The 23,766-nt window shown below is 68.1% G+C and carries 16 protein-coding genes; 6 read left to right on the top strand and 10 right to left on the bottom strand.

Translation table 11 applies throughout. From position 1 onward, the window contains the following. Positions 1 to 91: 91 nt before the first annotated feature. On the bottom strand, positions 92 to 418 hold the full coding sequence (locus ABD172_RS05465; RefSeq protein ID WP_344307679.1) for a rhodanese-like domain-containing protein: 327 nt from the start codon (positions 416 to 418) through the stop codon (positions 92 to 94). A gap of 165 nt (positions 419 to 583) precedes the next feature. Beyond that, entirely contained in the window at positions 584 to 2,395 is a 1,812-nt protein-coding gene (locus ABD172_RS05460; protein ID WP_344307677.1) for a class I adenylate-forming enzyme family protein, read from the bottom strand. Between the two features lie 190 nt (positions 2,396 to 2,585). Between ABD172_RS05460 and dctP the strand changes: the two genes are divergently transcribed. Then, entirely contained in the window at positions 2,586 to 3,959 is a 1,374-nt protein-coding gene (gene dctP, locus ABD172_RS05455) for a TRAP transporter substrate-binding protein DctP (protein WP_344307675.1), read from the top strand. Positions 3,960 to 4,075: 116 nt separating this feature from the next. Here dctP and scpC read toward each other — a convergent pair whose 3' ends face one another. Further along, positions 4,076 to 5,581, bottom strand: a complete 1,506-nt coding sequence (gene scpC / locus ABD172_RS05450) for a succinyl-CoA:acetate CoA-transferase ScpC (protein WP_344307673.1) — start codon at positions 5,579 to 5,581, stop codon at positions 4,076 to 4,078. A gap of 189 nt (positions 5,582 to 5,770) precedes the next feature. On the opposite strand from scpC, the gene ABD172_RS05445 reads away from it, so the two are divergent. After that, the gene (locus ABD172_RS05445; RefSeq protein WP_344307671.1) at positions 5,771 to 6,658 is read left to right on the top strand and encodes a DUF368 domain-containing protein; all 888 of its coding nucleotides are present in this window, start codon (positions 5,771 to 5,773) and stop codon (positions 6,656 to 6,658) included. 154 nt (positions 6,659 to 6,812) lie between these two features. On the opposite strand, the gene ABD172_RS05440 is transcribed toward ABD172_RS05445, so the two are convergent. The 7 genes from ABD172_RS05440 to ABD172_RS05410 all read right to left on the bottom strand — a co-directional run bounded on the left by ABD172_RS05440 (position 6,813) and on the right by ABD172_RS05410 (position 15,190). Next, on the bottom strand, positions 6,813 to 7,523 hold the full coding sequence (locus tag ABD172_RS05440) for an LCP family protein (protein WP_344307669.1): 711 nt from the start codon (positions 7,521 to 7,523) through the stop codon (positions 6,813 to 6,815). 266 nt (positions 7,524 to 7,789) lie between these two features. Further along, a complete protein-coding gene (locus ABD172_RS05435) occupies positions 7,790 to 8,584 on the bottom strand; it encodes a crotonase/enoyl-CoA hydratase family protein (protein WP_344307667.1) in 795 nt (264 codons plus the stop codon). Between the two features lie 168 nt (positions 8,585 to 8,752). Continuing rightward, positions 8,753 to 9,511: an SDR family NAD(P)-dependent oxidoreductase gene (locus tag ABD172_RS05430; RefSeq protein WP_344307665.1), complete on the bottom strand. Its 759-nt coding sequence runs from the start codon at positions 9,509 to 9,511 to the stop codon at positions 8,753 to 8,755. A gap of 64 nt (positions 9,512 to 9,575) precedes the next feature. Then, a complete protein-coding gene (locus ABD172_RS05425) occupies positions 9,576 to 10,745 on the bottom strand; it encodes an acyl-CoA dehydrogenase family protein (RefSeq protein WP_344307663.1) in 1,170 nt (389 codons plus the stop codon). Between the two features lie 200 nt (positions 10,746 to 10,945). After that, the gene (locus tag ABD172_RS05420; RefSeq protein ID WP_344307661.1) at positions 10,946 to 11,605 is read right to left on the bottom strand and encodes a TetR-type transcription factor C-terminal domain-containing protein; all 660 of its coding nucleotides are present in this window, start codon (positions 11,603 to 11,605) and stop codon (positions 10,946 to 10,948) included. Between the two features lie 278 nt (positions 11,606 to 11,883). Beyond that, positions 11,884 to 14,016 (bottom strand): TRAP transporter permease, encoded by a 2,133-nt coding sequence (locus tag ABD172_RS05415; protein WP_344307659.1) that lies wholly within the window; start codon positions 14,014 to 14,016, stop codon positions 11,884 to 11,886. A gap of 40 nt (positions 14,017 to 14,056) precedes the next feature. Further along, complete coding sequence (locus ABD172_RS05410) at positions 14,057 to 15,190, bottom strand: TAXI family TRAP transporter solute-binding subunit (protein WP_344307657.1); 1,134 nt, start codon at positions 15,188 to 15,190, stop codon at positions 14,057 to 14,059. Positions 15,191 to 15,588: 398 nt separating this feature from the next. Here ABD172_RS05410 and ABD172_RS05405 point away from each other — a divergent pair, with 398 nt between their 5' ends. From ABD172_RS05405 to ABD172_RS05390, 4 genes are all read left to right on the top strand, one after another. Then, the gene (locus ABD172_RS05405; protein WP_344307655.1) at positions 15,589 to 16,752 is read left to right on the top strand and encodes a thiolase family protein; all 1,164 of its coding nucleotides are present in this window, start codon (positions 15,589 to 15,591) and stop codon (positions 16,750 to 16,752) included. Between the two features lie 157 nt (positions 16,753 to 16,909). Beyond that, positions 16,910 to 18,127, top strand: a complete 1,218-nt coding sequence (locus tag ABD172_RS05400) for a TAXI family TRAP transporter solute-binding subunit (RefSeq protein WP_344307653.1) — start codon at positions 16,910 to 16,912, stop codon at positions 18,125 to 18,127. Positions 18,128 to 18,409: 282 nt separating this feature from the next. Continuing rightward, a complete protein-coding gene (locus tag ABD172_RS05395; protein WP_344307651.1) occupies positions 18,410 to 19,588 on the top strand; it encodes a TAXI family TRAP transporter solute-binding subunit in 1,179 nt (392 codons plus the stop codon). A gap of 74 nt (positions 19,589 to 19,662) precedes the next feature. Further along, on the top strand, positions 19,663 to 23,718 hold the full coding sequence (locus ABD172_RS05390) for a metallophosphoesterase (protein WP_344307650.1): 4,056 nt from the start codon (positions 19,663 to 19,665) through the stop codon (positions 23,716 to 23,718). Positions 23,719 to 23,766: the final 48 nt, after the last annotated feature.

Genomic DNA, 23,766 nt, shown 5'->3' with positions numbered 1-23,766 from the left:
ATCGCCCGATGCGACTCATTGTGCTGCGGAACGGGGCTCCTGCGTCACATTGTGGTGCGTCGGTCGATCGCGGTGCAGCTGAGGAAGGGGCTCACATGACCCAGGGGTCCTGGCCGGTCTCGCTCACGATCGGCTTGCCGTGGTCGAGGTTCCACGCGCCCATGCCGCCGTTGACGTTGATCGCGTCGAAGCCGTTCTGGTTGAGCCACGCAGCGGCCTGGCGCGACCGTCCACCGGAGCGGCAGATGACGTAGACGTCCTCGTCCATGGGGACCTCGCCGTAGCGGACGGGGATGTCTCCGAGCGGGATGTGGATCGCGCCTTCGATGTGGCCGGAGTTCCACTCGTCGTCCTCACGCACGTCGAGGATCGGTGCGCCTTCGGGAATCTCGGTGACGTTCACGCTGGGAATGCTCATGCCGCCAGTGTAGGACCGGATGCCCGGATCGGCACGGGTGTCCGGACGTCGCGCCGAGCCCGCTCCCGACACGGGAAAGTGATCCCGCTCCCGACACGGGAAAGTTCCGTGATGGAGGTTCGCGCGAGCCGCCATCATAGAACTTTCCCGTGTCGGGGTCGTGCCTCAGAGCAGGTCGCGGAGCTCGGTCTTGAGGATCTTGCCCGCGGCGCTCGCCGGGAGGGACTCGACGACCCTCACCTCACGGATCTTCTGGTACGGCAGGACGCGTTCGGCGACCCAGGCCATGAATCCCTCGGTGTCGAACGCCGAGGCGCCGGATCCGGCCGTCGTGCCGTCACCGGAGCCGGCCGCACCGCCGTCCCCGCCCACTCCCGCCGTCGGCACGACGAACGCGACGGGGATCTCCCCGACCTCCGCGGACGGCCGTCCGACGACCGCGATCTGCGCGACGTCCGGGTGACCGGCCGAGATGTCCTCGAGCTCGCGCGGGTACACGTTGTACCCGTTGTAGATGAGCATGTCCTTCGCCCGGTCGTGGATGCGGACGAAGCCGTCGGCGTCGCGGGAGGCGATGTCCCCGGTGCGCAGCCATCCGTCGACGTACTGCGCAGCGGTCTGTTCGGGGGCGTTGCTGTAACCGTCGGTGACCTGCGGCCCGCTGACCCAGAGTTCGCCCTCGGCGCCGTCGGGCAGGACGGTGGTGCCGTCGACGTCGCGGATCTCGATCTCCGTGTCGCACACCGGGATGCCGACGGTGCCGACCTTCTGGATCGAGTCGCGGGTGAACGGCGAGGAGGTCACCATGCACGTGCCCTCGGTGAGTCCGTAACCCTCGGCGACGATCGCGTTCGGCATCGCCTCGCCGATCCGCCCGATCGCGGTCGAATCGAGTGGTGCGGCACCGGAGATCGCGACGAGCATCGACGGCATCGTCGCGCCGGACTTCCGGCAGTACTCGGCGATCGACAGGTACATCGGCGGGTTGCCCGAGGTGTACGTCGCCTCCCACTCGTTCACGAGGTTCACGAAGGTCTCCGGCTTGAACCGTCCGGCGAGGACGATCGTGATCCCCCCGAGGACGAACATGCTGCTCGTCGTGAGTCCCTGCGCGTGGAACAGCGGCGGCACCTGGACCCCGGTGGCCTCACCCGCACGGATGTACGGTTCTCCGGCGGATTCGATCGGTGCGAGCGCGAGGAACCCCTCGCTGTCCCGGACGACCGCCCGGTGGAGCCGCCACGCGGCCATCTGCGTGACATTGCCGAGGACGTTCCGGTGGAGGACCCGCACGCCCTTCGACTTCCCCGTCGTACCGCCGGTGTACGCGTAGTGGGCGACCTCGTCACGGCCTGCGAGGACCGGTTCGAAATCGGCGCCGGTCGCCACGACGTCCTCGAGGAGCGCCCAGGGCGCGCCGCCCGAGGAGCTTGCCGCGCCGCCCGGGGCACCGCCCGTCCCACCCGCCGAGGCGCCGCTCGCCCGGGCGAGTTCACGCGCCCGGGCAGTCTGCTCCTCGGTCGCGGCACCGGACCACGTGGCCGGCGCGACGAGGACGCGGGTGAGCGGCAGGTCCGCGAGGACCTGTTCGAGCGCGCCCAGGTGCGCCGGGTGCGTGACGACGGCGGTCGCCCCGGCGTCCGCGAGTTGTTTGAGAAGGCCCGTCGGCGGCTGCAGCGGGTTCACGAGGGTGACGGCGGCGCCGGTCATGAGCGCGCCGTAGTACGCGGGGAAATAGCCGAGGGTGTTCGGCATGTGGAGGCCGACGACCGTCCCGGGGCCCGCACCGTGGGCGGCGAGGTCCGCCGCGACGGCCTTCGCCTGCGCGAGGAGCTCCACATGGCTGAGCGTCTGCTCCCCGTCGACGACGGCGATGCGTTCGCCCCACGTGCGTGCGGAGGACAGGAGGACCTCCGGGACGGCGTTCGCCACGTAGTCGAGGTGGCGCGGCATCCCCGCGGGGAAGTAGTGCGGCATCTGTGTCCTGCCCTTCTGTCGTTCGGCCCGTCATTGCGCGCGACGCTCTGTGCGGCAAACTTAACGAACGATCAGTTTGTGGTCAAACCCACATCTCTGGTAAACACTGGTCCACTCTCCTCGACGACGAGGAGGGTTCGGCTTCCCGACCTCCGGGACGTCCGCACCGAGGTACGAAGGGGTACCCACCATGTTGCGTCCATCCACGTTCTTCCACGCTGCCGTGCCGGGCCCGATCGACCGCGCGCGCAGCACCCGCGGTCGGGACGGCTCCCGCTCCTTCCGCAGCACACGCCCACGCGCGGCCGCCGCCGTTGCCGCCGGAGCCGCACTCACCCTCGCGCTCAGCGCCTGTGCCGGTTCGGCCGGCGGCGGTGGCGGTACTGGTTCGGGAGGTTCCGGTGAGGGCTACGAGTACGGCGCCTCGGAGGAGGAGATCAGGGCCGCGTTCGCCGACATCGACCCGATCACCATCACCTACCAGCCCTCCGCGCAGTCGGCACAGGGCATCGACGCCTACCGCGCGCTCGCGTTCATCGAGAACATCGAGACGCTCTCCGACGGCAAGGTCACCGTCGAGGCCGTGTACGGCCAGGCGATCGCGGGTTACACCGAACTCGGGGACGCGCTCGCCGACGGACGGGTGGACGTCGCGTACATGCTGCCGGTCTACCAACCCGACGAGTACCCCGTCTTCCAGGGGTACGTCACGGGGTCGACGCTCACCGGTACGTCCCCGCTCGTCGACGAACTCGCGGCGAACGCCGCCCTCGGCGAACTCACGTGGAACGACCCGAACTACCTCGCGGAGTTCGAGGAGAAGGGGCTCCATCCCCTCAATTCCTTCAACGCCGCCGGCGCCGTCATGGCCCTGTGCAAGGACCCGCACACGAGCGCCGAGGACTGGAACGGCAACCAGGTCCGTGTCTCCGGCACCGCACAGTCCGCCCAGCTCGAGGCGGTCCACGGTTCACCCGTCTCCCTCCAGTACACGGAGACCTTCGAGGCGCTCGAACGCGGCACCATCGACTGCACGTTCTCGACGACGCTCGCGGCGATCGCCGGTGGCTTCCTCGACGTCGCTCCGAACGTCGGGTACACGACGGACGTCACCTTCGCCCGCGGACCGGGCGCGGTCATGGCCGGATCCGCGTGGGAGTCGTGGCCGCTCGCGGTCCAGCAGCTCGTGTTCGACGCGATGGCCGACGAGTTCACGGAGTCCCGCCGTGGTGACCTCGACGGCAACTACTTCGGACTCGAGTCCGTCCGCAGCGCCGGCGGTGAGTTCCGCGAACTCGACGCGGATGTCCAGAGCTCCCTCCTCGAGAAGTCCGAGGGACTCGTCGAGGCGGAGATCGAGAAGGGCACCCTGCCCGAGGGATCCGCGGAGGCGATCGCGGAGTCCATGGAGAAGTGGCGCGGTATCGCCGCCGAACTCGGCTACGAGGACGCCGGCACGTTCTCCGACTACGACGAGTGGTACCCGCAGGAGGACACCGAGTACCTCGCGCCCTACGGGCAGCGGTACTTCGAGGAGGTCATGCTCCCGCACCGCCCGAGCTGATCGCTCACGCGCACAGAACCGCCGAGGCGCCGCGCGGGTGAGGAGATCTCCTCACCCGCGCGGCGCCTCGGCGTCGGTTCCGTGAGCGCAGCTCACATATGTCCGGTGTCCCGACTCTACATTTGTCCGGTGTCCCGGAACTTGGTGTGCCAGCTCAGGGCCTCCTCGAGGATGTGCGGCGTGTGGAGGCGGCCGGTGGCCGAGGCCTTCGCCCGCTCCACGTAGTCCGTGAGGCGGTCGCGGTAGTCCGGGTGCGCGCAGTTCTCGATGATGACCTTCGCGCGCTTGCTCGGGGAGAGGCCGCGGAGGTCGGCGATGCCCTGCTCGGTGACGAGGACGTGCACGTCGTGCTCGGTGTGGTCGACGTGCGAGGCCATCGGGACGATCGCGGAGATCGCGCCGTTCTTCGCCGCGGAGGGTGAGACGAAGAAGTTGAGGAAGGCGTTGCGCGCGAAGTCGCCGGACCCGCCGATGCCGTTGATCATCTGCCCGCCCAGCACCTGGGTCGAGTTCACGTGACCGTAGATGTCCGACTCGACCATGCCGTTGATCGCGATGATGCCGAGGCGGCGGACGATCTCCGGGTGGTTCGACATCTCCTGCGTACGCAGGAGGATCTTGCCCTTGAAGGACTCGATGTTGTCGTTGAAGTACTCGGCCATCTCGCCCGAGAGGGAGAACGAGGTCGCGGAGATCGCGTCGAGCTTCCCGGACTCGAGGAGCTTCAGCATGCTGTCCTGAATGACCTCGGTGTATGCGGTGAGGTGCTCGAACTCGGACTCCTGGAGGCCGGCGAGGACCGCGTTCGCGACGTTGCCGACACCCGACTGCAGCGGCAGCAGGTTCTTCGGCATCCGGCCGGCCCTCACCTCGTGGCGGAGGAAGTCGATGAGGTACTCGGCCATCGCCTTCGAGTTGTCGTCGACGGGGGCGAAGACGTTGTCACGGTCCGGTGCGTGCGTCTTCACGACGGCGACGACCTTCTCCGGATCGACGCGCAAGTACGGGTCGCCGATGCGCTGCGTGGGGTCGAGGATCTGGATGGGGTTGCGGTACGGCGGGAGCTTCGTGCCGTAGTAGACGTCGTGGAAGCCCTCGTACTCGCGGGGCTGCCACTCGTTGACCTCGATGATGACCTTGTCGGCCTGGTCGAGCCACGTCTTGTTGTTGCCGACGGCGGAGGAGGGAACGAGGAGGCCGTTGGGGAGGATCGCGGAGACCTCCACGACGGCGACGTCGAGGTTGCCGTAGAAACCGAACCAGACCTGCTGTGCGAGGTGGCTGAGGTGGGTGTCGATGTAGTCGACCTCGTCGGAGTTGATCTGCTTCCGCAGGGTCGGATCCGACTGGAAGGGGGTGCGCATGTGGATTCCCTTGGCCTGCGCGAGGACCCCGTCCATCTCCGTGGACGTGGAGGCGCCGGTGAGGACGCCGATGGAGAAGTCCTCGCCCCGCGCATGAGCGGCCTCGATGCGCTGTGCCAGTGCGCCGGGGACGACCTTCGGGTATCCGGCGCCGGTGAATCCACTCATGCCGACGTTGTCACCGTGGTTGATGAAACCGGCCGCGACGTCCGCGGTGGTGACCTTCTGTGAGAGCTTCGGACAGGAGATTCGTGTCATGGCAGGAATAATCCCACTTCCGGGGCCCGGACGGTGAATCCTGGTCGCCGAACGCTCGTTCGGGCATCGGTTTTCCGACTGATGGGGGATTTCGGGAAGGAACTTCTGCCGAAAATCGGAATGTTGTGCGTGGTGGAGTTGTGCCGGTCCTGGGAGTGCTCGTCGCTTCCGCTCGGTAGGGTCGAGCGCGTGATTCTCAACCTCGTACGCGGCGCCCTCATCGGAATGGTCGAGACGATGCCGGGGGTGAGCGGCGGCACCGTCGCCCTCGTCCTCGCGATCTACGAACGACTCATCGCCTCGGCGTCGAACCTCATCGCCGGATTCTGGGAACTCGTCTCCGGGCTGTGGCGCGGCGATCGCGTCCGCCGCTCCGGGTGGACGCGGATCCGCGCCGTCGAATGGCGGTTGCTCGTTCCGCTCGCGATCGGCATGCTCCTCGGTCTCGTGACGACCTCACACGTGATGGAGCACCTGCTCCACAACCACCCGGTCTCCATGAAGGCCGTCTTCTTCGGCATGGTCGCGCTGTCCCTGCTCGTCCCCATCCGCCTCGCCGGCGGTTTCCGGGGCCGCGACTGGGTGATCGCGGCGGTGGCGGCGGTCCTCGCGGCGTTCGCGGTCTCCCTGCCCCCGCAGGAGATCGCGGTGAACCCGGTGACGATCGTGCTCGGTGCCGCCGTCGCGGTGTGCGCGCTCGCGCTGCCCGGCCTCTCCGGGTCGTTCCTCCTCCTCGCGATCGGCCTCTACGCGCCGACCCTCGCGGCGGTGAACGACCGCGACCTCGGGTACCTCGGGCTCTTCTTCCTCGGTGCTCTCGCCGGTGGCGCGCTCATCGTGCTCGTCCTCCGACGGCTCCTCGCCCTCCACCACCATGTGACGATGGTCTCAATCACCGGTCTCATGGCCGGTGGCCTCCGGGCCCTGTGGCCGTGGCAGGACGAGTCGCGTGCGTTCACCGCGATCCCCACCGCCGAGATCCTGCCGATCGCCCTCCTCGCCCTCGCCGGTGCCGCGGTCGTCGGTGCGGGTGTGTGGCTCGAACGGCGCACGGGGGAGCCGACGCGCGAAGCCTGAGCCGCGCGAAGCCCAGGACGCGCGAAGCCCAGGACACGGACACGGGAGAATCGCCGTGTGGACACCTTCGAAGGTATCCGCACGGCGATTCTCCTATGTGCGGGCCCCGATCCCGTGGGCGAGCTGTTCGTGTGGGGCGCCGGGGTGACGCCTCTCAGCCGCAGAGCGCGCCGTCGGCGGTGCGCACGGCGAGGTCGACCTCCGGGGTCGCCGAGGCGCCGCTGGCTCCGGCCCCGTCCGTCGCCTCGGCCGTGGAGTCGGTGGAGTCCGTGCCGGCACCCGACGTGTCCTCGGACCGCGCGTCCTCCTGCAGTGCGTCGTCCGCGCCGTACCCGAGGAGGCCGTTCACCATCGTCGTGCCGCCGGAGAAGGTGCGGCCGGTGTCCGGGTCGGTGCATTCGGGGGCGTCGACCATGGTGTCGCGCGGGATCTGCAGTCCGTCGATCCAGTCGTCGTCGGCGGACAGGTGGGCGAGGACCATCGAGTCGCTCCGCTTGCCCGCCGCGTTCTCCGTCGAGTCCGCGGCGCGTTCGTCCGAACCGATGACGAGGATGTCGAGGGGCTCGTGGGACCCGCCGGCCTCGGCGAGAGCGGTGACCTCGGCACGATCGATGTTCGTGCTCAGGCGGGTGAGCGCGGCGGTCGTGATCCCGCCGGCGACGAGTGCGAGGGCGACCGTGCACGTCGTCGCGAGGCGCGCCCACCGCGGGATCCGGAGGATCGGGTTCGGGTGGTGGCGGCGGTACGCGGCGTTGCGGGGGGCCGACCTGGGGGGGAGTTTGCGGGGGTCCGCGGGCGGCCGGCGGATGTGGCGGCCGGCGGGCGTGGCCCCGAAATCGGGCAGGCTGAAGCGGTTCGGTCCCATCGAGCGCATCCGGTCACCCCAGCGAGTTGTCGGAAATCCGATGGCCGGCGCCGTCCCGGCGTTCTCGCCGGGAATTCCCGAGATGACTATCGATCGATCATCACGCCGTGGGGGGCGCATGCGGTGGGCCCCCGGAAGCCACCCAGCCCCCCNNACCGAGGCGCCCGGCGGCTCCGCGTCGGGACCCGCCCTCGAGAAGACGGGATCCGACGGGAGGAGCCACGGGGCGCCTCGGCGACGAATGAAGGACTTCGAAGTCTACCCGGTCACTTGCCGGTCCACTGCGGAGCACGCTTCTCGGCGAACGCCGTCGCGCCCTCCTTCGCGTCGGCGGAGACGAACACCGGGTCGACGATCTCCTGCTGCTTCGCGAACTTCTCCTCGGTCGACCAGTCGATCGACTCGACGATGATCCGCTTGGACGCCTTCACCGCGAGCGGGCCGTTCGCCGCGATCGTGCGGGCGAGCTCGAGGGCGCCCTCGAGCGCCTTGCCGTCCTCGACGATCCGGTTGACGAAGCCGTTCTCCTTGCCGAAGGTCGCCGGGTAGATGTCGCCGGTGAGCGCCATCTCCATCGCGACCGCCCGGTGGGTGCGCTGCGGCAGCGTGACGAGGCCACCGGCGGCGGCCGCGAGGCCACGCTTGACCTCGGGGATGCCGAACTTCGCGGTGTCCGCCGCGACGACCATGTCGCACGCGAGCATCGTCTCGAAGCCGCCTGCGAGAGCGTAGCCCTCGACCGCGGCGATGACGGGCTTGGAGATCGTCTGCTGGGTGAGGGCGAGGAAGCCCTTGCCCTCGATCGAGGGCTTCTCGCCCTTGAGGAACCCCTTGAGGTCCATACCGGAGCAGAAGGTCTTGCCGGCACCGGTGATGACGGCGGCGTACAGGGAGTCGTTCGCCTCGAATTCCGTGAGGATCGCATCCATCTGCTGCGCCATCGCGGCATTCGCGGCGTTCTTCGCCTTCGGACGGTTGAGGGTGATGACGAGGACGTTGCCGTCGATCTCGGTGAGGACCTCGGGCTCGGTGGTCTCCGGGGTTGCGGTGGTCTCGGTCATGGGTGTGCTCCTTCGACGTCGTTGTCCGTGGATGAGGGGTGGGGCGTGGGTGCCGGGTGGTGGGGTGGGGGGGCCGAGGCGCTCGGCGGCACCGGACGGGCGCCTCGGGGGGTGCGCCCCGGGGAGGCGGGCTCCCCGGGGCTGTGCCGGTGGGAAGGGACCGACGGATCAGCGGGGAGGCATCCGGATGGCGCCGTCCATGCGGATCGTCTCACCGTTGAGCATCGCGTTCTCGATGATGGAGATCGCGAGGTGCGCGTACTCGTCCGGCCGGGCGAGGCGCGAGGGGTGCGGCACCGCAGCGGCGAGGGAGGCGCGGACGTCCTCCGACAGACGCGCGAGCAGCGGGGTGTCGACGGTGCCGGGGGCGATCGTCATGACACGGATGTGCTTGGACGCGTAGTCGCGGGCGGCGCACAGGGTGAGGCCGACGACTCCGCCTTTCGAGGCCGCGTACGCGGTCTGACCGATCTGGCCGTCGAACGCCGCGACCGAGGCCGTGAAGATGATGACGCCGCGCTCGCCGTCGATGTCCTCGTTCTTCGCCATGCGCGCGCCGGCCTGGCTCGCGACGATGATCGTGCCGAGGAGGTTGACGTCGAGGATCCGCTTGAAGTGCGCGACGTCGCCGGGGGTGCCGTCCTTCTGCACGAGGCGCATGGGGCCGCCGATGCCGGCGCAGTGCACGACCGCGCGCAGATCGCCGAACTCGAGCGCCTTGTCCATCGCGGCGGCGACCTGGTCCTCCTCCGCGACGTTGGTGGAGACGAAGGCGACCTTGTCGCCGAGGTGGGCGATGTTCTCCTCGCCCGCGAGATCGGCGACGATCACCTTCTTCGCGCCCTTCTCGATGAGGGCTTCGACGGTGGCGAGACCGAGGCCTCCGGCACCGCCGGTGACGAGTGCGACGTGACCCGAGATGTCCATGTGTTCTCCTTCGAACGTCGGTCCCCGGCCGGTTCGGGCCGGGACTTGGGGGTTGTACGGGGCCTTACTTCCGCTTCTCGGACAGGCCCATGTCCTTCGCGATGATCGTCTTCATGACCTCGGAGGTGCCGCCGTAGATGCGGGTGACGCGGGCGTCCGCGTAGAGTCGGGCGATCGGGTACTCGAGGATGTAGCCGTAGCCGCCGTGGATCTGCAGGCACTTGTCGGTGACGCGGGCCTGGACCTCGGTGGTGAAGAGCTTGACGCGGGCGGCGTCCGCCGGGCTCAGTTCCTTCGCGTCGAGCGCCTCGATCGCACGGTCGAGCATGATCTGCGCGGCCTCGAACTCGGTCGAGCACTCGGCGAGGACGAACTTCGTGTTCTGGAAGTTCTTGAGAGGCGAACCGAAGACGTTGCGTTCGTGCGCGTACTGGGTCGCGAGGTCGATCGCGGCCTTCGTCGAGGCGACCGCGTTCACCGAGATCGTCATGCGTTCCTGCGCGAGGTTGAAGGACAGGTACTCGAAGGCCTTGTCCTGTTCGCCGAGGAGGTCCTCCACCGGGACCCGGACGTTCGTGAACGAGAGTTCGGCGGTGTCCTGGGTCTTGATGCCGAGCTTCTCGAGGTTGCGGCCCTTCTCGAAGCCCTCGGAGTGGGCGTCGACGACGAGGATCGACAGACCCGCCCGGCGGTTCTCCGGGTCGAAGGGGGAGGTACGGGCGACGACGAGCACGCGGTCGGCGTTGATCCCGCCGGAGATGAAGGTCTTCGCGCCGTTGAGGACGTAGTGGTCGCCCTCGAGCTTCGCGGTCGTGCGGATGCCCGTGAGGTCCGAACCGGTGCCCGGCTCCGTCATCGCGATCGCGGTCATCATCGTGCCGGCGGCCATCCCGGGCAGCCAGCGCTGCTTCTGCTCCTCGTTGCCGTAATGGAGGATGTACGGGATCACGAGGTCCTGGTGGACGCGGAGGGTGCCGAGCGAGCACGCGGCGTACGCGGTCTCCTCGTTGAGGATCGCGTTGTACGTGAAGGTGTCCGTCTGACCGCCGCCGCCGTACTCCTCGGGGACCTGGAGACCGGTGAGGCCGAGCTCGCCCATCTTCGCGAAGAACTCCTTGTCGACCCTCCCCTGCTTCTCGAACGTCGGGTAGAGCGGGGCGAGTTCCTTCGCGACGAAGTCCCGGCACATGGCCCGGAACGCGTCGTGGTCCTCGGTGAAGATGGTTCTGCGCATCGATTCCTCATCAACTGACTGAACGAACGTTAAGTGCTCGATCAGACTAACACCGCGGGGAGACGGCGGTCACAGGGGCTCAGGCCGCTCTGGCGAAGCGGCCCTACGCCGCTCTGGCGAAGCGGCCCTACGCCGCTCTGGCGAAGCGGCCCTACGCCGCTCTGGCGAAGCGGCCCTACGCCGCTCTGCTCCATGCGCGGCTACGCCGCGACGTAACCCACCTCGCCCGTCTCCGCGAGTGGCAGTGCGAGCAGACGCTCGACGGTGCCGGGGGCGTCGATCTCCTGCCAGCCGAGGAGGCGCAGCGCATAGACGACGTACTGTTCCTCGAGCGTCGCCGCGGTGATCGAACCGCCCTCGCGGTACCAGAGCGGGATCGCGTTCGTGATGGCGAGGACCGCGCGCCCGGCGATCTCCGCGTCGACCACCGGGAACGTGCCGTCGGTGCGACCGACGGCGATGAGGTCGTAGAGCACGGCCCGCGAGGCGCGCTGCAGGCCGTGGATGTCGTCGAACCTCTCGGGGTCGAGGCGCTCGGTGTCCCGGAGGACGACGCGGCTGATGAGCGTGTTCCGCGTGCGGTACCGCACGATGAAACGCACGAGCAGGGCCACCCGGTCCGGGACCGAGTCACCGGCGGCCTCGACGACACTCTGGGCATGCTCGATGTACCACGTGTACGCGTCGCGGATGAGCTCGTAGAGCGCGTCCTGTTTGGACGGGAAGTAGTAATAGAGTGCCGAGAGGCTCAGGCCGGCCTCCTGGGCGATGTCCCGGATGGAGGCGCCGTCGAATCCCTTCCGGGCGAAGGTGTCACGCGCGGCGCGGAGGATCTCGGCGCGGCCGTTCGTCGTTCGCATGTGGTGCTCCTGCCTGCGTGCTCACGGGTTGTGGCCGCCGTCTCAATATAAGTCTCAATATAACGAGCATTCGATCGGCGGATTTATCACCCTACCAAATGCGCAGCATTCCTTTTCCGGCCACCGGCACACGTCGGCCCCGCCCACGCTTCGGAAGCCCCGCGCACGTCGCCGGCCCCACACACACGAGGCGCCCCTCGGTGAGGAGATGTCCTCACCGAGGGGCGCCTCGGCGGTGTGTGATCCGTGCGGGTGGTCCCGCCGATCACCGCAGGTGATCAGGAGTCGTGACGGTGTCCCTGTTCGTCGGACGCGCCCTCGTGGATGTCCGCCCGGGGGTCGTCCGGGAGCACGGTGTGACCGGTCTCCAGGTCGACGGCCAGCCCGCGGGTGGCGGTGGGGCCGACGGCGGAGAACTCGTGGGACGCGCCGGCGTGCGCCATCGCGGTCTCGTCGGCCTCGATGTCGTCCATCGCATCGGCGGGCTTGTACCGGGAGACGCGTTCCTCCGCGGTCCACGGATCGCCCGCGTTCCAGAACTTCGTCACGATCATCGCCGCGACGCCGACCGCGACACCGATGAGGCTCGAGGTGAGCTCCGGGGCGAATGCCGCGATGCCGGCGATTCCGAGCACCACGCGCATGGGTACGGTGAGGCGCTTGCCGACACCGATCATGAAGCCCTCGAAGGCGCAGCCGAGGAAGAAGACACCGATGAGTGCGAATACGAAGGTGTAGATGATCGTGAGCGGCTCGCCCTGCGCGACGAGCGCGGGGTTGAGGACGAAGGCGAACGGCACGATGTACGTGACGAGGCCCAGACGCATCGCGGTGAAAGCCGTGCTCATCGGTGGTGTCCCGGAAATGCCCGCGGCACTGAAGGCGGCGAGTGCGACCGGCGGGGTGATGTACGAGACGGTCGCCCAGTAGATGACGAAGAGGTGCGCCGCGATCGGGTTGATGCCGAGGCCGGTGAGCGCCGGGGCGAGGACGATCGCGAGGAACACGTACACCGCGGACACCGTCATGCCCATACCGAGGATGAAGCAGGTGGCCGCTCCGGCGATGAGGATGAGCAGGAGGTTGTCACCGACGGCGTTGATGAGTTCGCGCGCCATCGACAGGGAGACACCGGTCATCGAGAGGCCGCCGACGATGAGGCCGACACCGGCGATGATGCCGAGGATCTCCGCGACGGTCTTGCCGCACGCGAGGACGAAGTCCGCGAAGGACGTGAGGGTGAGGCGGTCCTGCTTCTTGAAGAGGGACGTGACGAGGAGGAAGAGGACGATCCAGTAGGGCGCCTGGGACTCGTTGATGCCCATCGCGAGCATGACGACGAGGCCGCCGAGCGCGACGACGTAGGTCCATCCCTTCACGAGGGTCTTCCCGGCGTGCGGGAGGAGGTGCTTCGCCACGCCCTTGAGGCCGGCCTTGCCCGAGTAGGCGTCGACCTGGACGAAGATGCCCACGTAGTAGAGGATCGCGGGGAGGAATGCCGCGAGGGCGATCTCCGCATAGGGGACGCCGACGAAGGACACCATGAGGAACGCCGCGGTACCCATGATCGGCGGCATGATCGTGCCACCGGTCGCCGCGGTCGCCTCGACGCCGGCGGCGAAGCGACCGGGGAAGCCGGTCTTCTTCATCGCGGGGATCGTCATCGGTCCGGTCGTGAGCACGTTCGAGACCGCGGAACCGGACATCATGCCCATGAGGCCGGAGGAGATGACGGCGACCTTCGCGTTACCACCGCGGAAGCGGCCGAACGCCGACTGGGCGATGTCGTAGAAGAAGGTGGCGCCGCCGGTGTGCTGGAGGGCCACACCGAAGAGGAGGAATCCGATGAGGATGCTCGCGGCGGTCTGCAGCGGTAGGCCGAGGATGGACTCGACACCCATCGCATGGATGCGGGCGGTGTCCGCGAAGTCGTACGGGATGCCCTGGAGGAACGGCACCGGGATGCCGAGGGCGAACATCGGATAGAGCGAGAACACGAGCGCGATGACGGTGACGACGAGTCCCGCGGTACGGCGGAGCGCCTCGAGCACGATGAGCCACAGGCCGATCGAGAACACGAGGGTGATCGTCGGGTAGGTGAGCGACTTGTCCCAGCCGAGGTTCGTGATGTTCTCGCCGTTGAACCCGAAGTACAGGCAGACGACCATCGTGAACAGTGCGATCGCCATGTCGTAGACCGGGACGGGTTTGCCCTTCTGCGACTTCGCGACCGGGAACACGATGAACACGATCGGCATGAACAGCGCGAGCACGTAGTAGAGGTACGAGTTCGTGAGAATCGTGACTCCGCCGAGGTTCCAGAAGAATGCCTGGTTCATCGTGAGGATCACACCGAGGACGGTGAGGGCGATGATGATCGCCTTCCACACGGGAGTGATGCGTTGGGTCATGTTCGTTCCTGTTTCTTCGATCGGAAGATCTCGGTGGTGATCACGGGATCGGGTCGAGGTGCGTGTCCTTCCACGCCGTCCATTGGGCCTTGAGGTCTCCGGAGGTGTCCGCCTGTGCGAGGAACTCCGGCCACGTGGCGCGCAGCTCCTCGCCGTATTCGATGAGCGCCTCATTGCGTGCCTCGGCCTCCGGGGTCCAGACGCCCATCTCCTCGAAGTACCGGATGGTGCCCTCGTGGAAGGGGACCCGCACCGGCATCGTGACGACGTGCTCGAGGTCCCAGTTCTCCGTTGTCACGGTCGCGTCACGGTAGTCCGGGTAGTGCTCCTGGAGCGCCTTCGCGGTCTCGTAGGCCTGGGTCTCCGAGAGGTCCGCATAGGACGTGAGGGGTACCGAGTAGATCATGCCGTAGTCCTCCTGCCCCTCGTCCTGACCGGCCGCTCTCGTGAACGGTTCGATCTCGACTGCCGGAGCGACCGCCTGCAGGGCGGCGACCTTCTCGGTCTCCGCGGGGTCGAATCCGATCCACTTCGTGTCGATCGTGTTCGCGAGCTCGTAGAGCGAGGCGCCGTAGACCTGCTGGAAGGCGATGTCGATCTTGCCGCTCTTGAGCGCCTCGGGCTGTTCCGAGTAGCTCACGGTGACGGGAGTGACGTCGTCCCAGGTGAGTCCGCCGTAGGCGAGGAGGGCGTCGTACTTGTTGTTCACGGAGGGGTTCGCGGAGATCTTCGGGACCTTCTTGCCGCGCAGGTCCTCGGGCGTCTCGATCCCACTCGCGGCGGTGACCATGAGGGAATGCGGCGCGGTCGGTGCCCACACGAGGCGGAGGTCCTGCGGGCCCCATTCGGGGTTCGCGAACTCCTCGTCCCCGTAGTAGGCGAACATGTGCTCGTCGCCCAGGCGGCCCATCGTGGCCTGCTTCTTGCGCAAGGGCGTGAGACGGCCGATCGCGGTGTCCGAGGTGAGGATCCGGACCTGGGCGTCGGTCGCATTGGAGATCGTGTTCGCAGCGGCGGCGAGGTCCGCATAGGTCGCGGTGCCGGTGCCGTAGGACGTCCAGGAGTTGAACTCCGGGAACGCCTCGACGTCCTGGGAGAGGTCGAGTTGGGTGCAACCGGAGAGCAGCAGGGTGCCGGTCAGGACGGCAGCCGCGGTGCGGAACAGCTTCTTCATCGATGCGTTCTTTCGGTCGGGATCAGCGGTGATCCGATCGGGCGGTTCGTCGGGCAGCGGTGCCCGGGCGTCGGTATGGATGGATATGAGTACGGGTGGAGCACGAGGGGTGGCGGCGCGTGTGGGCATGAGACGTGTCCCACGCGGGAGCGCTCGAGGAATCATTGCATAGGGCGTATTAAAAACCAAGAAACAGATGCGCGTATAGAAATAATACCGAGATTGAACTGAACGATCGTTCAAATCCGGGGGTCCGCTCGTCTACAGTGGCCCGTGCTGTGGAACGCCTCACAGGCGTTCCCCGTCCCCCGGATCCCGGTCCCCCGGATCCCGGTCCCCCGGACTCCTGTCGGGGCCACCCTCCCACCGAGAACACCGTCGTTCGAAAGAGGTCAGTCATGCCGGAAGCAGTCATCGTCGACGCCGCCCGTACCGCCGTCGGCAAGCGGAACGGTGCGCTCCGCGACATCCACCCCGTCGACCTCGGAGCGCACGTCCTCCGCGGTCTCGCCGAACGCAACTCCCTCGACGCGTCGATCATCGACGACGTCGTCTTCGGCAACGTCGTCCAGGTCGGCGAACAGGCCTCGAACGTCGCGCGCTGGTCCGCCCTGGCCGCCGGGTTCCCCGAGGACACTCCCGGGACGACCGTCGACCGGGCCTGCGGTTCCTCCCAGCAGGCCATCACCTTCGCCGTCGCCTCCGTCGTCGCCGGCCACTACGACGTCGTCCTCGCCGGTGGCGTCGAGTCGATGACCCGCGTACCCATGGGCACGAACCGCAACAACGGCCCCGGCAAGCCCTTCGGCCCCACGATCTTCGCGAAGTACGGCCGTGAGGAGTTCAGTCAGGGCGAGGGCGCGGAGGCGATCGCCGAACGCTGGGGCTTCACCCGCACCGAACTCGACTCCCTCGCCCTCGAATCGCACGCCCGGGCCCAGGCCGCCACCGAGGCCGGGCACTTCTCCGAGCAGATCCTTCCGATCACCGGCCTCACGAAGGAGGGGGAGGAATTCGAGTTCGCGCAGGACGAGGGCATCCGCCCCGGCGGCACCCTCGAGAAGCTCGGCACCCTCAAGACGGTCTTCAAGGAGGACGGCGTCATCACGGCGGGGAACTCCTCGCAGATCTCCGACGGTGCTGCGGCGCTCCTCATCATGACCGATGTGAAGGCGAGGGAGCTCGGCCTCACCCCGATCGCCCGCATCCACACCGCCGCCCTCGCCGGGGCCGATCCCGTCACGATGCTCACCGCCCCCATCCCGGCGACGCAGAAGGCGCTCGCGAAGAGCGGCCTGAACGCCTCCGACATCGGCACCTACGAGGTGAACGAGGCCTTCGCCTCCGTGCCCGCCGCGTGGATGAAGGAGATCGGCGCCCCGGCCGACCGCGTCAACCCCGACGGCGGCGCGATCGCTCTCGGCCACCCGCTCGGTGGCTCGGGCGCGCGCATCATGACAGACCTCGTGCACCGCATGCGCCGCACGAACACCCGCTACGGCCTGCAGACCATGTGCGAAGCCGGCGGCCAGGCGAACGCCACGATCCTCGAACTGGTCTGAGGCCCGTTCCGCCACTCCTGCCCTCCCGAGGCGCCGCGCCCTACCCGGCCGCGCGGCGCCTCGGGAGCGGCCTCCTCGCGCGCTCCGCCGGAGCGCCGTGATTCCTGCGCTCCGCCGGAGTGCCCGCCCCAGAACAACGACGTTTTCGGAGCCCCCTGTGAACCCTGTCCTCCCGCAGTCCTCGTCCCCGGCGTCCGCTCGAGCCCGTGCTCTGGCGCGGCGGGGTGCCGGTGTCCTCGCCGGTGCCGTCCTCACCTCGGTCGTGCTCTCCGGGTGCGGCACGATCTCGACCGGTGGTGAACCCTCGCTCACGGCCCCGGCCGGCGTCCTCGAGAGCGGACTGCCGAGAACGCAGGTGTGGTCCGGCTACGGGGTCGGCACGTCGAACTACTCCGAGCAGGCGGCCGTCGCGGAATCGCTCATCAACGACTTCGGGTCGCAGGTCCGGATCCTCGGGTCGGACACCGGCATGGGCCGTCTCACCCCGCTGCGGGTGGGGCAGGCACAGATCGCGCGCCTGTCCGACGAGGCCTTCTACGCCTTCGAGGGGAAGTACGAGTTCCTCTCGGAGGACTGGGGGCCGCAGGACCTCCGGAGCGTGTGGACGCCGCCGACGACCGTGACCGTCGGCGTGCGCGACGGAGAGGGGATCGAGACCCTGCAGGACCTCAAGGGCAAGAAGGTGCCGTACTTCGTCGGCAATCCGAGCTCCCAGGAGAAGATCCAGGGTGTCCTCGCGTACGCCGGGCTCTCCGAGAACGACGTGACGATGGTGCCGGCGCAGTACGGCACGCAGCCGCAGATGTTGAAGGACGGCGCGATCGACATGGTGTTCTTCGGCATCGAGTCGAGCGCGATCATCGAGGTCGCGACGACGACGCCCTTCACGTGGCTCGACTTCGGTGACGGTCCCGCGGCGGAGGACCGGTTCCAGGAGCGGGCTCCGAGCGTGCAGATGCTCCCGTACACCTCGAGCGTCGGGATGGGGGATGCGAAGGAACTCCACGGGCCCACGTACTCGATACTCATGACGACCTACGCGCAGTACTCGACCGAGGAGGTCTACGCGATGGTGAAGGCCTTCCACGAGGCCTACCCCTCGTACGAGAACGCGACCTCGACGACGGACCTGTGGAACTTCGAGACGATCGACTGGATGCCGGTCGTCATTCCGCACCACGACGGGCTCGTGCAGTACCTCGAGGAGCAGGGCGTGTGGACCCCGGCGATGGAGGAGCGGAACCAGGCGCTCATCGCCCGTGGGGAAACGTTGCGCGAGGGCTGGGAGAGCTTCAAGGAGGACGTGCCGCAGGAGCAGTGGGCGAGCGAGTGGGAGAAGTGGAAGGCGGAGAACGCGCCGCTGCCACCGCTCTGAGTTCCCCCGCTCCGAGCCCCCGCGGTCGTCGTGTCCGATCCCGAGGTCGGCGGTGCGCCCCAATCCGGTCGGTGTTTCTCTCGGGTCGGTGTTTCTCTCTGGTCGACGGGTGCGCAGTCTCACACCTCGTGTGTCCTCGGGCGAAAGTCCGGTTCCCGTACAATTCTTGGCTGGACATCTTTCGACTCTCGGCCCAACGTTCCCGAAGGCGGAAAGATGTTCGGTCAGTCGAATGCGCGTTCCGCACGCCGGTGTGTGCCGCGCCCACAGGGGAGTCGATCGATGAAGATGTTCTCGCGCCGTTCCGTACGCACGCTCGCAGGCGCGGCCCTGCTCGCCACCGTCCTCACCGGGTGCGGCACCATCACGAAGGACGGCGAGCCCTCGACCGAGGCGCCCGCCGGCGTCCTCGAGAACGGCCTCCCGAGGACGACGGTGTGGACCGGTTACGGCGTCGGTACCTCGAACTACTCGGAGCAGGCCGCGGTCGCCGAAGCGCTCATCGCGAACTACGACTCCCAGGTCCGCATCCTCGGGTCCGACACCGGTATGGGTCGACTCACGCCGCTGCGCGTGGGGCAGGCGCAGATCGCGCGCCTGTCCGATGAGGCCTTCTACGCCTTCGAGGGCAAGTACGAGTTCGTCTCGAAGGACTGGGGCCCGCAGGATCTCCGCACCGTCTGGACACCGCCCACCACGGTGACCGTCGGTGTGCGCGCCGGTGAGGGCATCGAGACCCTCCAGGACCTCAAGGGCAAGAAAGTGCCCGACTTCATCGGCAACCCCTCCACCCAGGAGAAGATCGCGGGCGTCCTCGCCTACGCCGGTCTCACCGAGGACGACGTGAGGATGGTGCCCGCGCAGTACGGCACGCAGCCGCAGATGCTCAAGGACGGCGCGATCGACATGGTGTACTTCGGTGCACAGTCCTCCGCGATCATCGAGGTCGCGACGACGGTGGACTTCGACTGGATCGATTTCGACGGAGGCCCCGAGGCGGAGAAGCGCCTCCAGGAATCCGCGCCCTCGGTCGTCATCGAGGAGTTCGAGACCCCCATCGGCAAGGAGGACGGTCAGCCCGTCCACGGACCCACCTACTCGATCGCGATGACGTCCTACGCGCAGTACTCGGAGGACGAGGTCTACGCGATGGTGAAGGCCTTCGACGAGGGCTTCCCCGCCTACGAGAAGGCCACGACGACGACGAAGGACTGGTCGATGGACACCATCGACTGGACCCCGATCGTCATCCCGCACCACGACGGACTCGTCCGTTACCTCGAGGAGCAGGGCGTGTGGACCCCGGAGATGGAGGAGCGGAACCAGGCGCTCATCGCACGCGGGGAGACGCTCCGCGAGGGGTGGAAGACCTTCACCGCGGAGACCCCCGAGGGCCAGTGGACCGAGAAGTGGGAGGAATGGAAGGCGGAGAACGCCCCCATGATCCCGCTCGAGGGCTGACGTCACCGGAGGTTCACCCGCCGTTCACACGCGCTCACCCCGTCCGCCACTCAGCGGTGATTCAGTGAGCTCTTGTGAAGTTCTCAGCACAGTCGCGCACGCGCGCGCTCCTCTCCGCTGCCGTCACTGCGGCGCTCGCGGCCTCCGGTGCCGTGGCCGTGAGCCCTGCGCTCGCCGCCACCGCCGCACCCGCCGAGGCGCCTCTCCTCCAGATCACCGAGGTCGCTCCCGACACCGCGAACGTCGGAGGCTCCGACGCCTACGAGTTCATCGAGGTCCGCAATGCCTCCGATGAGCCGGTGGACTTCGGCGACTACACGATCAACTACCTCTACACCGACAACGCTCTCGTCGATCCCGTGACGACGAGCTCGGTCCTCTGGCCCGCAGTGCCCGCCGACGTCGTGATCCCCGCCAGCGGCACCCTCGTGCTGTGGGTCGTCAACCCCGCGGGCGTCGAGGCCGGCCTCACGGCCGAGGACTTCAACGCGAACTACGGCACCGACCTCGAACTCGGCGTCGACCTCGTGCAGATGTACAACGGCGGCATGGCCAACGGCGGTTCCCGCGGCATCCAGGTGATGACGAACACCGGCCACGACGTGAGCCGTGCCTACTACTTCGACAACGACCAGACGACCGCCACCACGGCGATCCAGTACGCGTGGAACCCCGCAGCCGGTGAGCACATGTGGACGCCGAGTGAGCCGAACGGCACCGTGCAGACGATGCTCGGCCTCGCCGCCCCGACCCCCGGTGCGGTGAGCGCGGACCAGATCCCCGCCTCGACTGCGCCGACACTCGACGGAGGCGAGGCACCGGTCATCCGCGATCTCACCGAAACGGGGGAGATCCCCGACTCCGGCGGGCTCGACCTCGGGTTCGAGGTGAGCGACGACGTGCTCGTGCGCACCGTGGCCCTCACCCTCACCGACAACCTCGGTGCCACACAGACCCGCAACCTCACCGCCGGTGAGGACGGGCTCTTCACGTACTCGATCCCCTCCGCCGACACCTTCGGCAAGCAGTGGCTCGAGTACTCCGTCACGGCGAGCGACGGCGTGCAGGAGAGCGTGCTCGAACCCGTGCGCCTCGACCTCGTCGAGGGAGACCCGGAGCCCGTGCGTCTCTCCGCGTCCGACGGCGAGTTCGTCACCGGTGATCACCGCGTGTCCGCGACGACGGAGGGTGACCCGGCATCCCTCGACCTGTCCATCGACGGCGCACCGGTCACCGACACCGTGCCGTCCCTCGAGACCGGACCCGTGTTCGCCCTCGAGGCGACGAGCACCGACGCCTTCTTCCGCAACGGCATCAAGCTCGGCGACGAGGTCCTCACGATCTTCGACGAGGGCTTCTACGACCGCATCGTCACGGTCGACGCGACCGTGCCGGTCGAGCAGATCGTTCCCGGCGAGCCGCTCACGCTCACCGTCACCGCCGGCACCAAGGCGTGGCCCGAGGCGAACGTGAACGAGAACAACGACGACTTCTCCGCCCGCAACCTCCGGCTCGCGCTGCCGGACGGTCGGATCCTCCGGCCGACCTCCTGCGACACCCGGAAGGAGGCCGACGGTACCGTCACCGATCCGGCGGCCGTCGACTGCCCGGCCGATGACGCGAACATCGCATTCAGCGATGCGAACCTCGTCGAGTTCCTCGCGACCTTCGACATCCCCGAGGACGCCTTCGACTCGATCGCGACGACGTGGGACACCACGCAGGTGGTGGACGGCCCGCACACCCTCGGGGCGAGCGACGGCACGCACTCCGTGAGCAGGACCGTCACGGTCGACAACACGGCACCGGTCGTCGAACCCACGGTCGTCGAGGGCGAGCTCTACCGCGGCGACCTCACGATCGATGCAGTGGCGACCGATGCCGGAGCCGGGCTGAACGCCCTCACCGCGACCCTCGACGGTGAGCCGATCGAGCTGCCGTTCACCACGAGCTCCCTCGCGCTCGAACCCGGCGAACACACGGTGGAGTTCACCGCCTCGGACGAGGTCGGCAACATCGGCACCACCGCCGTCACCTTCTCCTCGGCCGACGAACGCCCCGAGATCACGCTCGGTGGTCCCGCCGAGGGTGCGACCGTGGACGGCGACACGGTGGACCTCACGGCGACGGGCGCCTCGGCGGAATCCGATGCGCTCGACCTGAGCTTCCGCGAGGGCTTCACCTTCGCCCCCGGCGACGAGGAGCTCACGGTGTCCGCCGGGACGACGACGGACGCACTCGCCGCGAGCGACGCACGCGAGGGCGAGGTCCTCAGCGGCGCCGACCTCGAGAACCTGCTCGGCACCGACGGGCTCGAGGTCGCGACCGAGAGCGACACGACGCTGCCGTACCAGCTCTACACCGTGGATGTCCCGGAGGACGCCGGCGAAGGAGCGCAGGCACGCTTCGCGTGGACCGGACGGGCGAACGAGGAGGCCAAGGTGCTCCTCCACGCCCGCACCGCGGACGGCACGTGGGAGACGATCGACGAACACCTCACGACCGACGGTGCTGCGACCGGGTTCGAACTCGGCGGAACCGTGCCGGTCGACGAGTACGCGGTCGACGGACAGGTGACCTTCCTCGTCCAGCACTCCGAGGGCTTCGCCGCCGGCAACCTCTCCGAGCGCACCGACGCCGTGGACCCGTTCCACGCCGAGGCGACCCCGCGGTCCGAGTACGACTTCACCGTCGCGATCGAATCCGACACGCAGTACTACAACGACAACCAGGGCCAGGTCGGAGGATCGGGCGACGACTCGTACTACGACCACCAGGCTGCGATCCACGACTTCCTCCTCGACCAGCGCGAGGAACTCAACCTCCAGTACCTCATCCACAACGGTGACATCGTCGACAACCACGTCGCCGACGAGTCCGTGTGGGCGCCGGGGAACACCGACCCGGAGTACCAGTGGAAGAACGCCGACGCGCAGTACACGAAGCTCGACGAAGCGGGCCTGCCGTACGGTGTCCTCGCCGGCAACCACGACGTGGGCGGTCATGACGACGACTACACGAACTACTCGAAGTACTTCGGTGAGGCGCGCTTCGCGGACAACCCCTGGTACGGCGGTTCGTACAAGGACAACCGCGGTCACTACGACCTCGTGTCCGCCGCCGGCGTCGACTTCCTCATGCTCTACATGGGCTGGCCGACGACGAACGACGACGAGCTCAACTCCGAGGACATCGCGTGGATGAACGAGGTCATCGCGCAGTACCCCGAACGCAAGGTGTGGATCAACCTCCACGAGTACATGCTCACGACCGGTGGCCTGGGTCCGTTCCCGCAGCGCGTGTTCGACGAGGTCGTCACCCCGAACGAGAACGTCTTCGCGGTGAGCAGCGGCCACTACCACGATGCGTACACCCGGACCGACGACTTCGACGACGACGGTGACGGCACCACCGACCGCACCGTCTACTCGATGCTCTTCGACTACCAGGGTCTGCCGGAGGGTGGCCTCGGCTACCTGCGCCTCGCACACTTCGACAATGCGGCCGAGCAGTTCACGGTCCGCACGTACTCGCCGTCGCTCGAGGTGTTCGACTCCGACGACCCCTCACTCAACGACCCGGCGGGCATGCAGGAGTTCACGGTGCCCTATGCGGCCGGTGGCCTCGAGTCCCGCACGAAGGTCCTCGCGACCGACTCCGTGCGTGTCGACGTCCTCACGGCGAAGGAGATCGGCGCCGCCGCGGGTGTTCCCTCCGGCACCGAGGCGACCGTGACCTGGAACGACCTCACCGACGGTGAGCACGGCTGGTACGTCCTCGCCTCCGGTCCGCACGGCGGCGAGGCGGCCTCCGAGGTCCGCACGTTCACCGCAGTGGTGCCGGAGGAGGAGCCGGCCCCGGCCGAGTTCGTCACCTCCGTGCCGGTCGTCTCCGGTGACAAGGGCATCAAGCCCGGCAGCACCCTCCGGGTCGATCCGGGCACGTGGGAGCCGTCACCGGAGTTCTCCTACGAGTGGCTGGCCGACGGTGAACCGATCGCCGGCGCGACCGGTGAGACCTTCAAGCTCACCGGCAAGCACAAGGGTCAGGACATCACCGTCCGGGTCACGGGTGCGCTCGAGGGGTACGAGACGGCGACCGTCGAATCGGAGCCCGTCCGCTGGAAGTGAGTGGACAGAAGGACCCCGCCGAGGCGCCGCGCGGGTGAGGAGATCTCC

The organism is Brevibacterium samyangense (genome assembly GCF_039529845.1).
Lineage (GTDB): Bacteria > Actinomycetota > Actinomycetes > Actinomycetales > Brevibacteriaceae > Brevibacterium > Brevibacterium samyangense.
This window is presented reverse-complemented; position numbering and strand designations above follow the sequence as displayed.

Bases quoted from the DNA above. Each gene is read 5' to 3' on its own strand.
- ABD172_RS05415 (WP_344307659.1), bottom strand. From the start codon at position 14,016: ATGACCCAACGCATCACTCCCGTGTGGAAGGCGATCATCATCGCCCTC.
- ABD172_RS05405 (WP_344307655.1), top strand. From the start codon at position 15,589: ATGCCGGAAGCAGTCATCGTCGACGCCGCCCGTACCGCCGTCGGCAAG.
- scpC (WP_344307673.1), bottom strand. From the start codon at position 5,581: ATGACACGAATCTCCTGTCCGAAGCTCTCACAGAAGGTCACCACCGCG.
- ABD172_RS05425 (WP_344307663.1), bottom strand. From the start codon at position 10,745: ATGCGCAGAACCATCTTCACCGAGGACCACGACGCGTTCCGGGCCATG.
- ABD172_RS05420 (WP_344307661.1), bottom strand. From the start codon at position 11,605: ATGCGAACGACGAACGGCCGCGCCGAGATCCTCCGCGCCGCGCGTGAC.
- ABD172_RS05460 (WP_344307677.1), bottom strand. From the start codon at position 2,395: ATGCCGCACTACTTCCCCGCGGGGATGCCGCGCCACCTCGACTACGTG.
- ABD172_RS05410 (WP_344307657.1), bottom strand. From the start codon at position 15,190: ATGAAGAAGCTGTTCCGCACCGCGGCTGCCGTCCTGACCGGCACCCTG.
- ABD172_RS05430 (WP_344307665.1), bottom strand. From the start codon at position 9,511: ATGGACATCTCGGGTCACGTCGCACTCGTCACCGGCGGTGCCGGAGGC.
- ABD172_RS05395 (WP_344307651.1), top strand. From the start codon at position 18,410: ATGAAGATGTTCTCGCGCCGTTCCGTACGCACGCTCGCAGGCGCGGCC.
- ABD172_RS05435 (WP_344307667.1), bottom strand. From the start codon at position 8,584: ATGACCGAGACCACCGCAACCCCGGAGACCACCGAGCCCGAGGTCCTC.
- dctP (WP_344307675.1), top strand. From the start codon at position 2,586: ATGTTGCGTCCATCCACGTTCTTCCACGCTGCCGTGCCGGGCCCGATC.
- ABD172_RS05440 (WP_344307669.1), bottom strand. From the start codon at position 7,523: ATGGGACCGAACCGCTTCAGCCTGCCCGATTTCGGGGCCACGCCCGCC.
- ABD172_RS05465 (WP_344307679.1), bottom strand. From the start codon at position 418: ATGAGCATTCCCAGCGTGAACGTCACCGAGATTCCCGAAGGCGCACCG.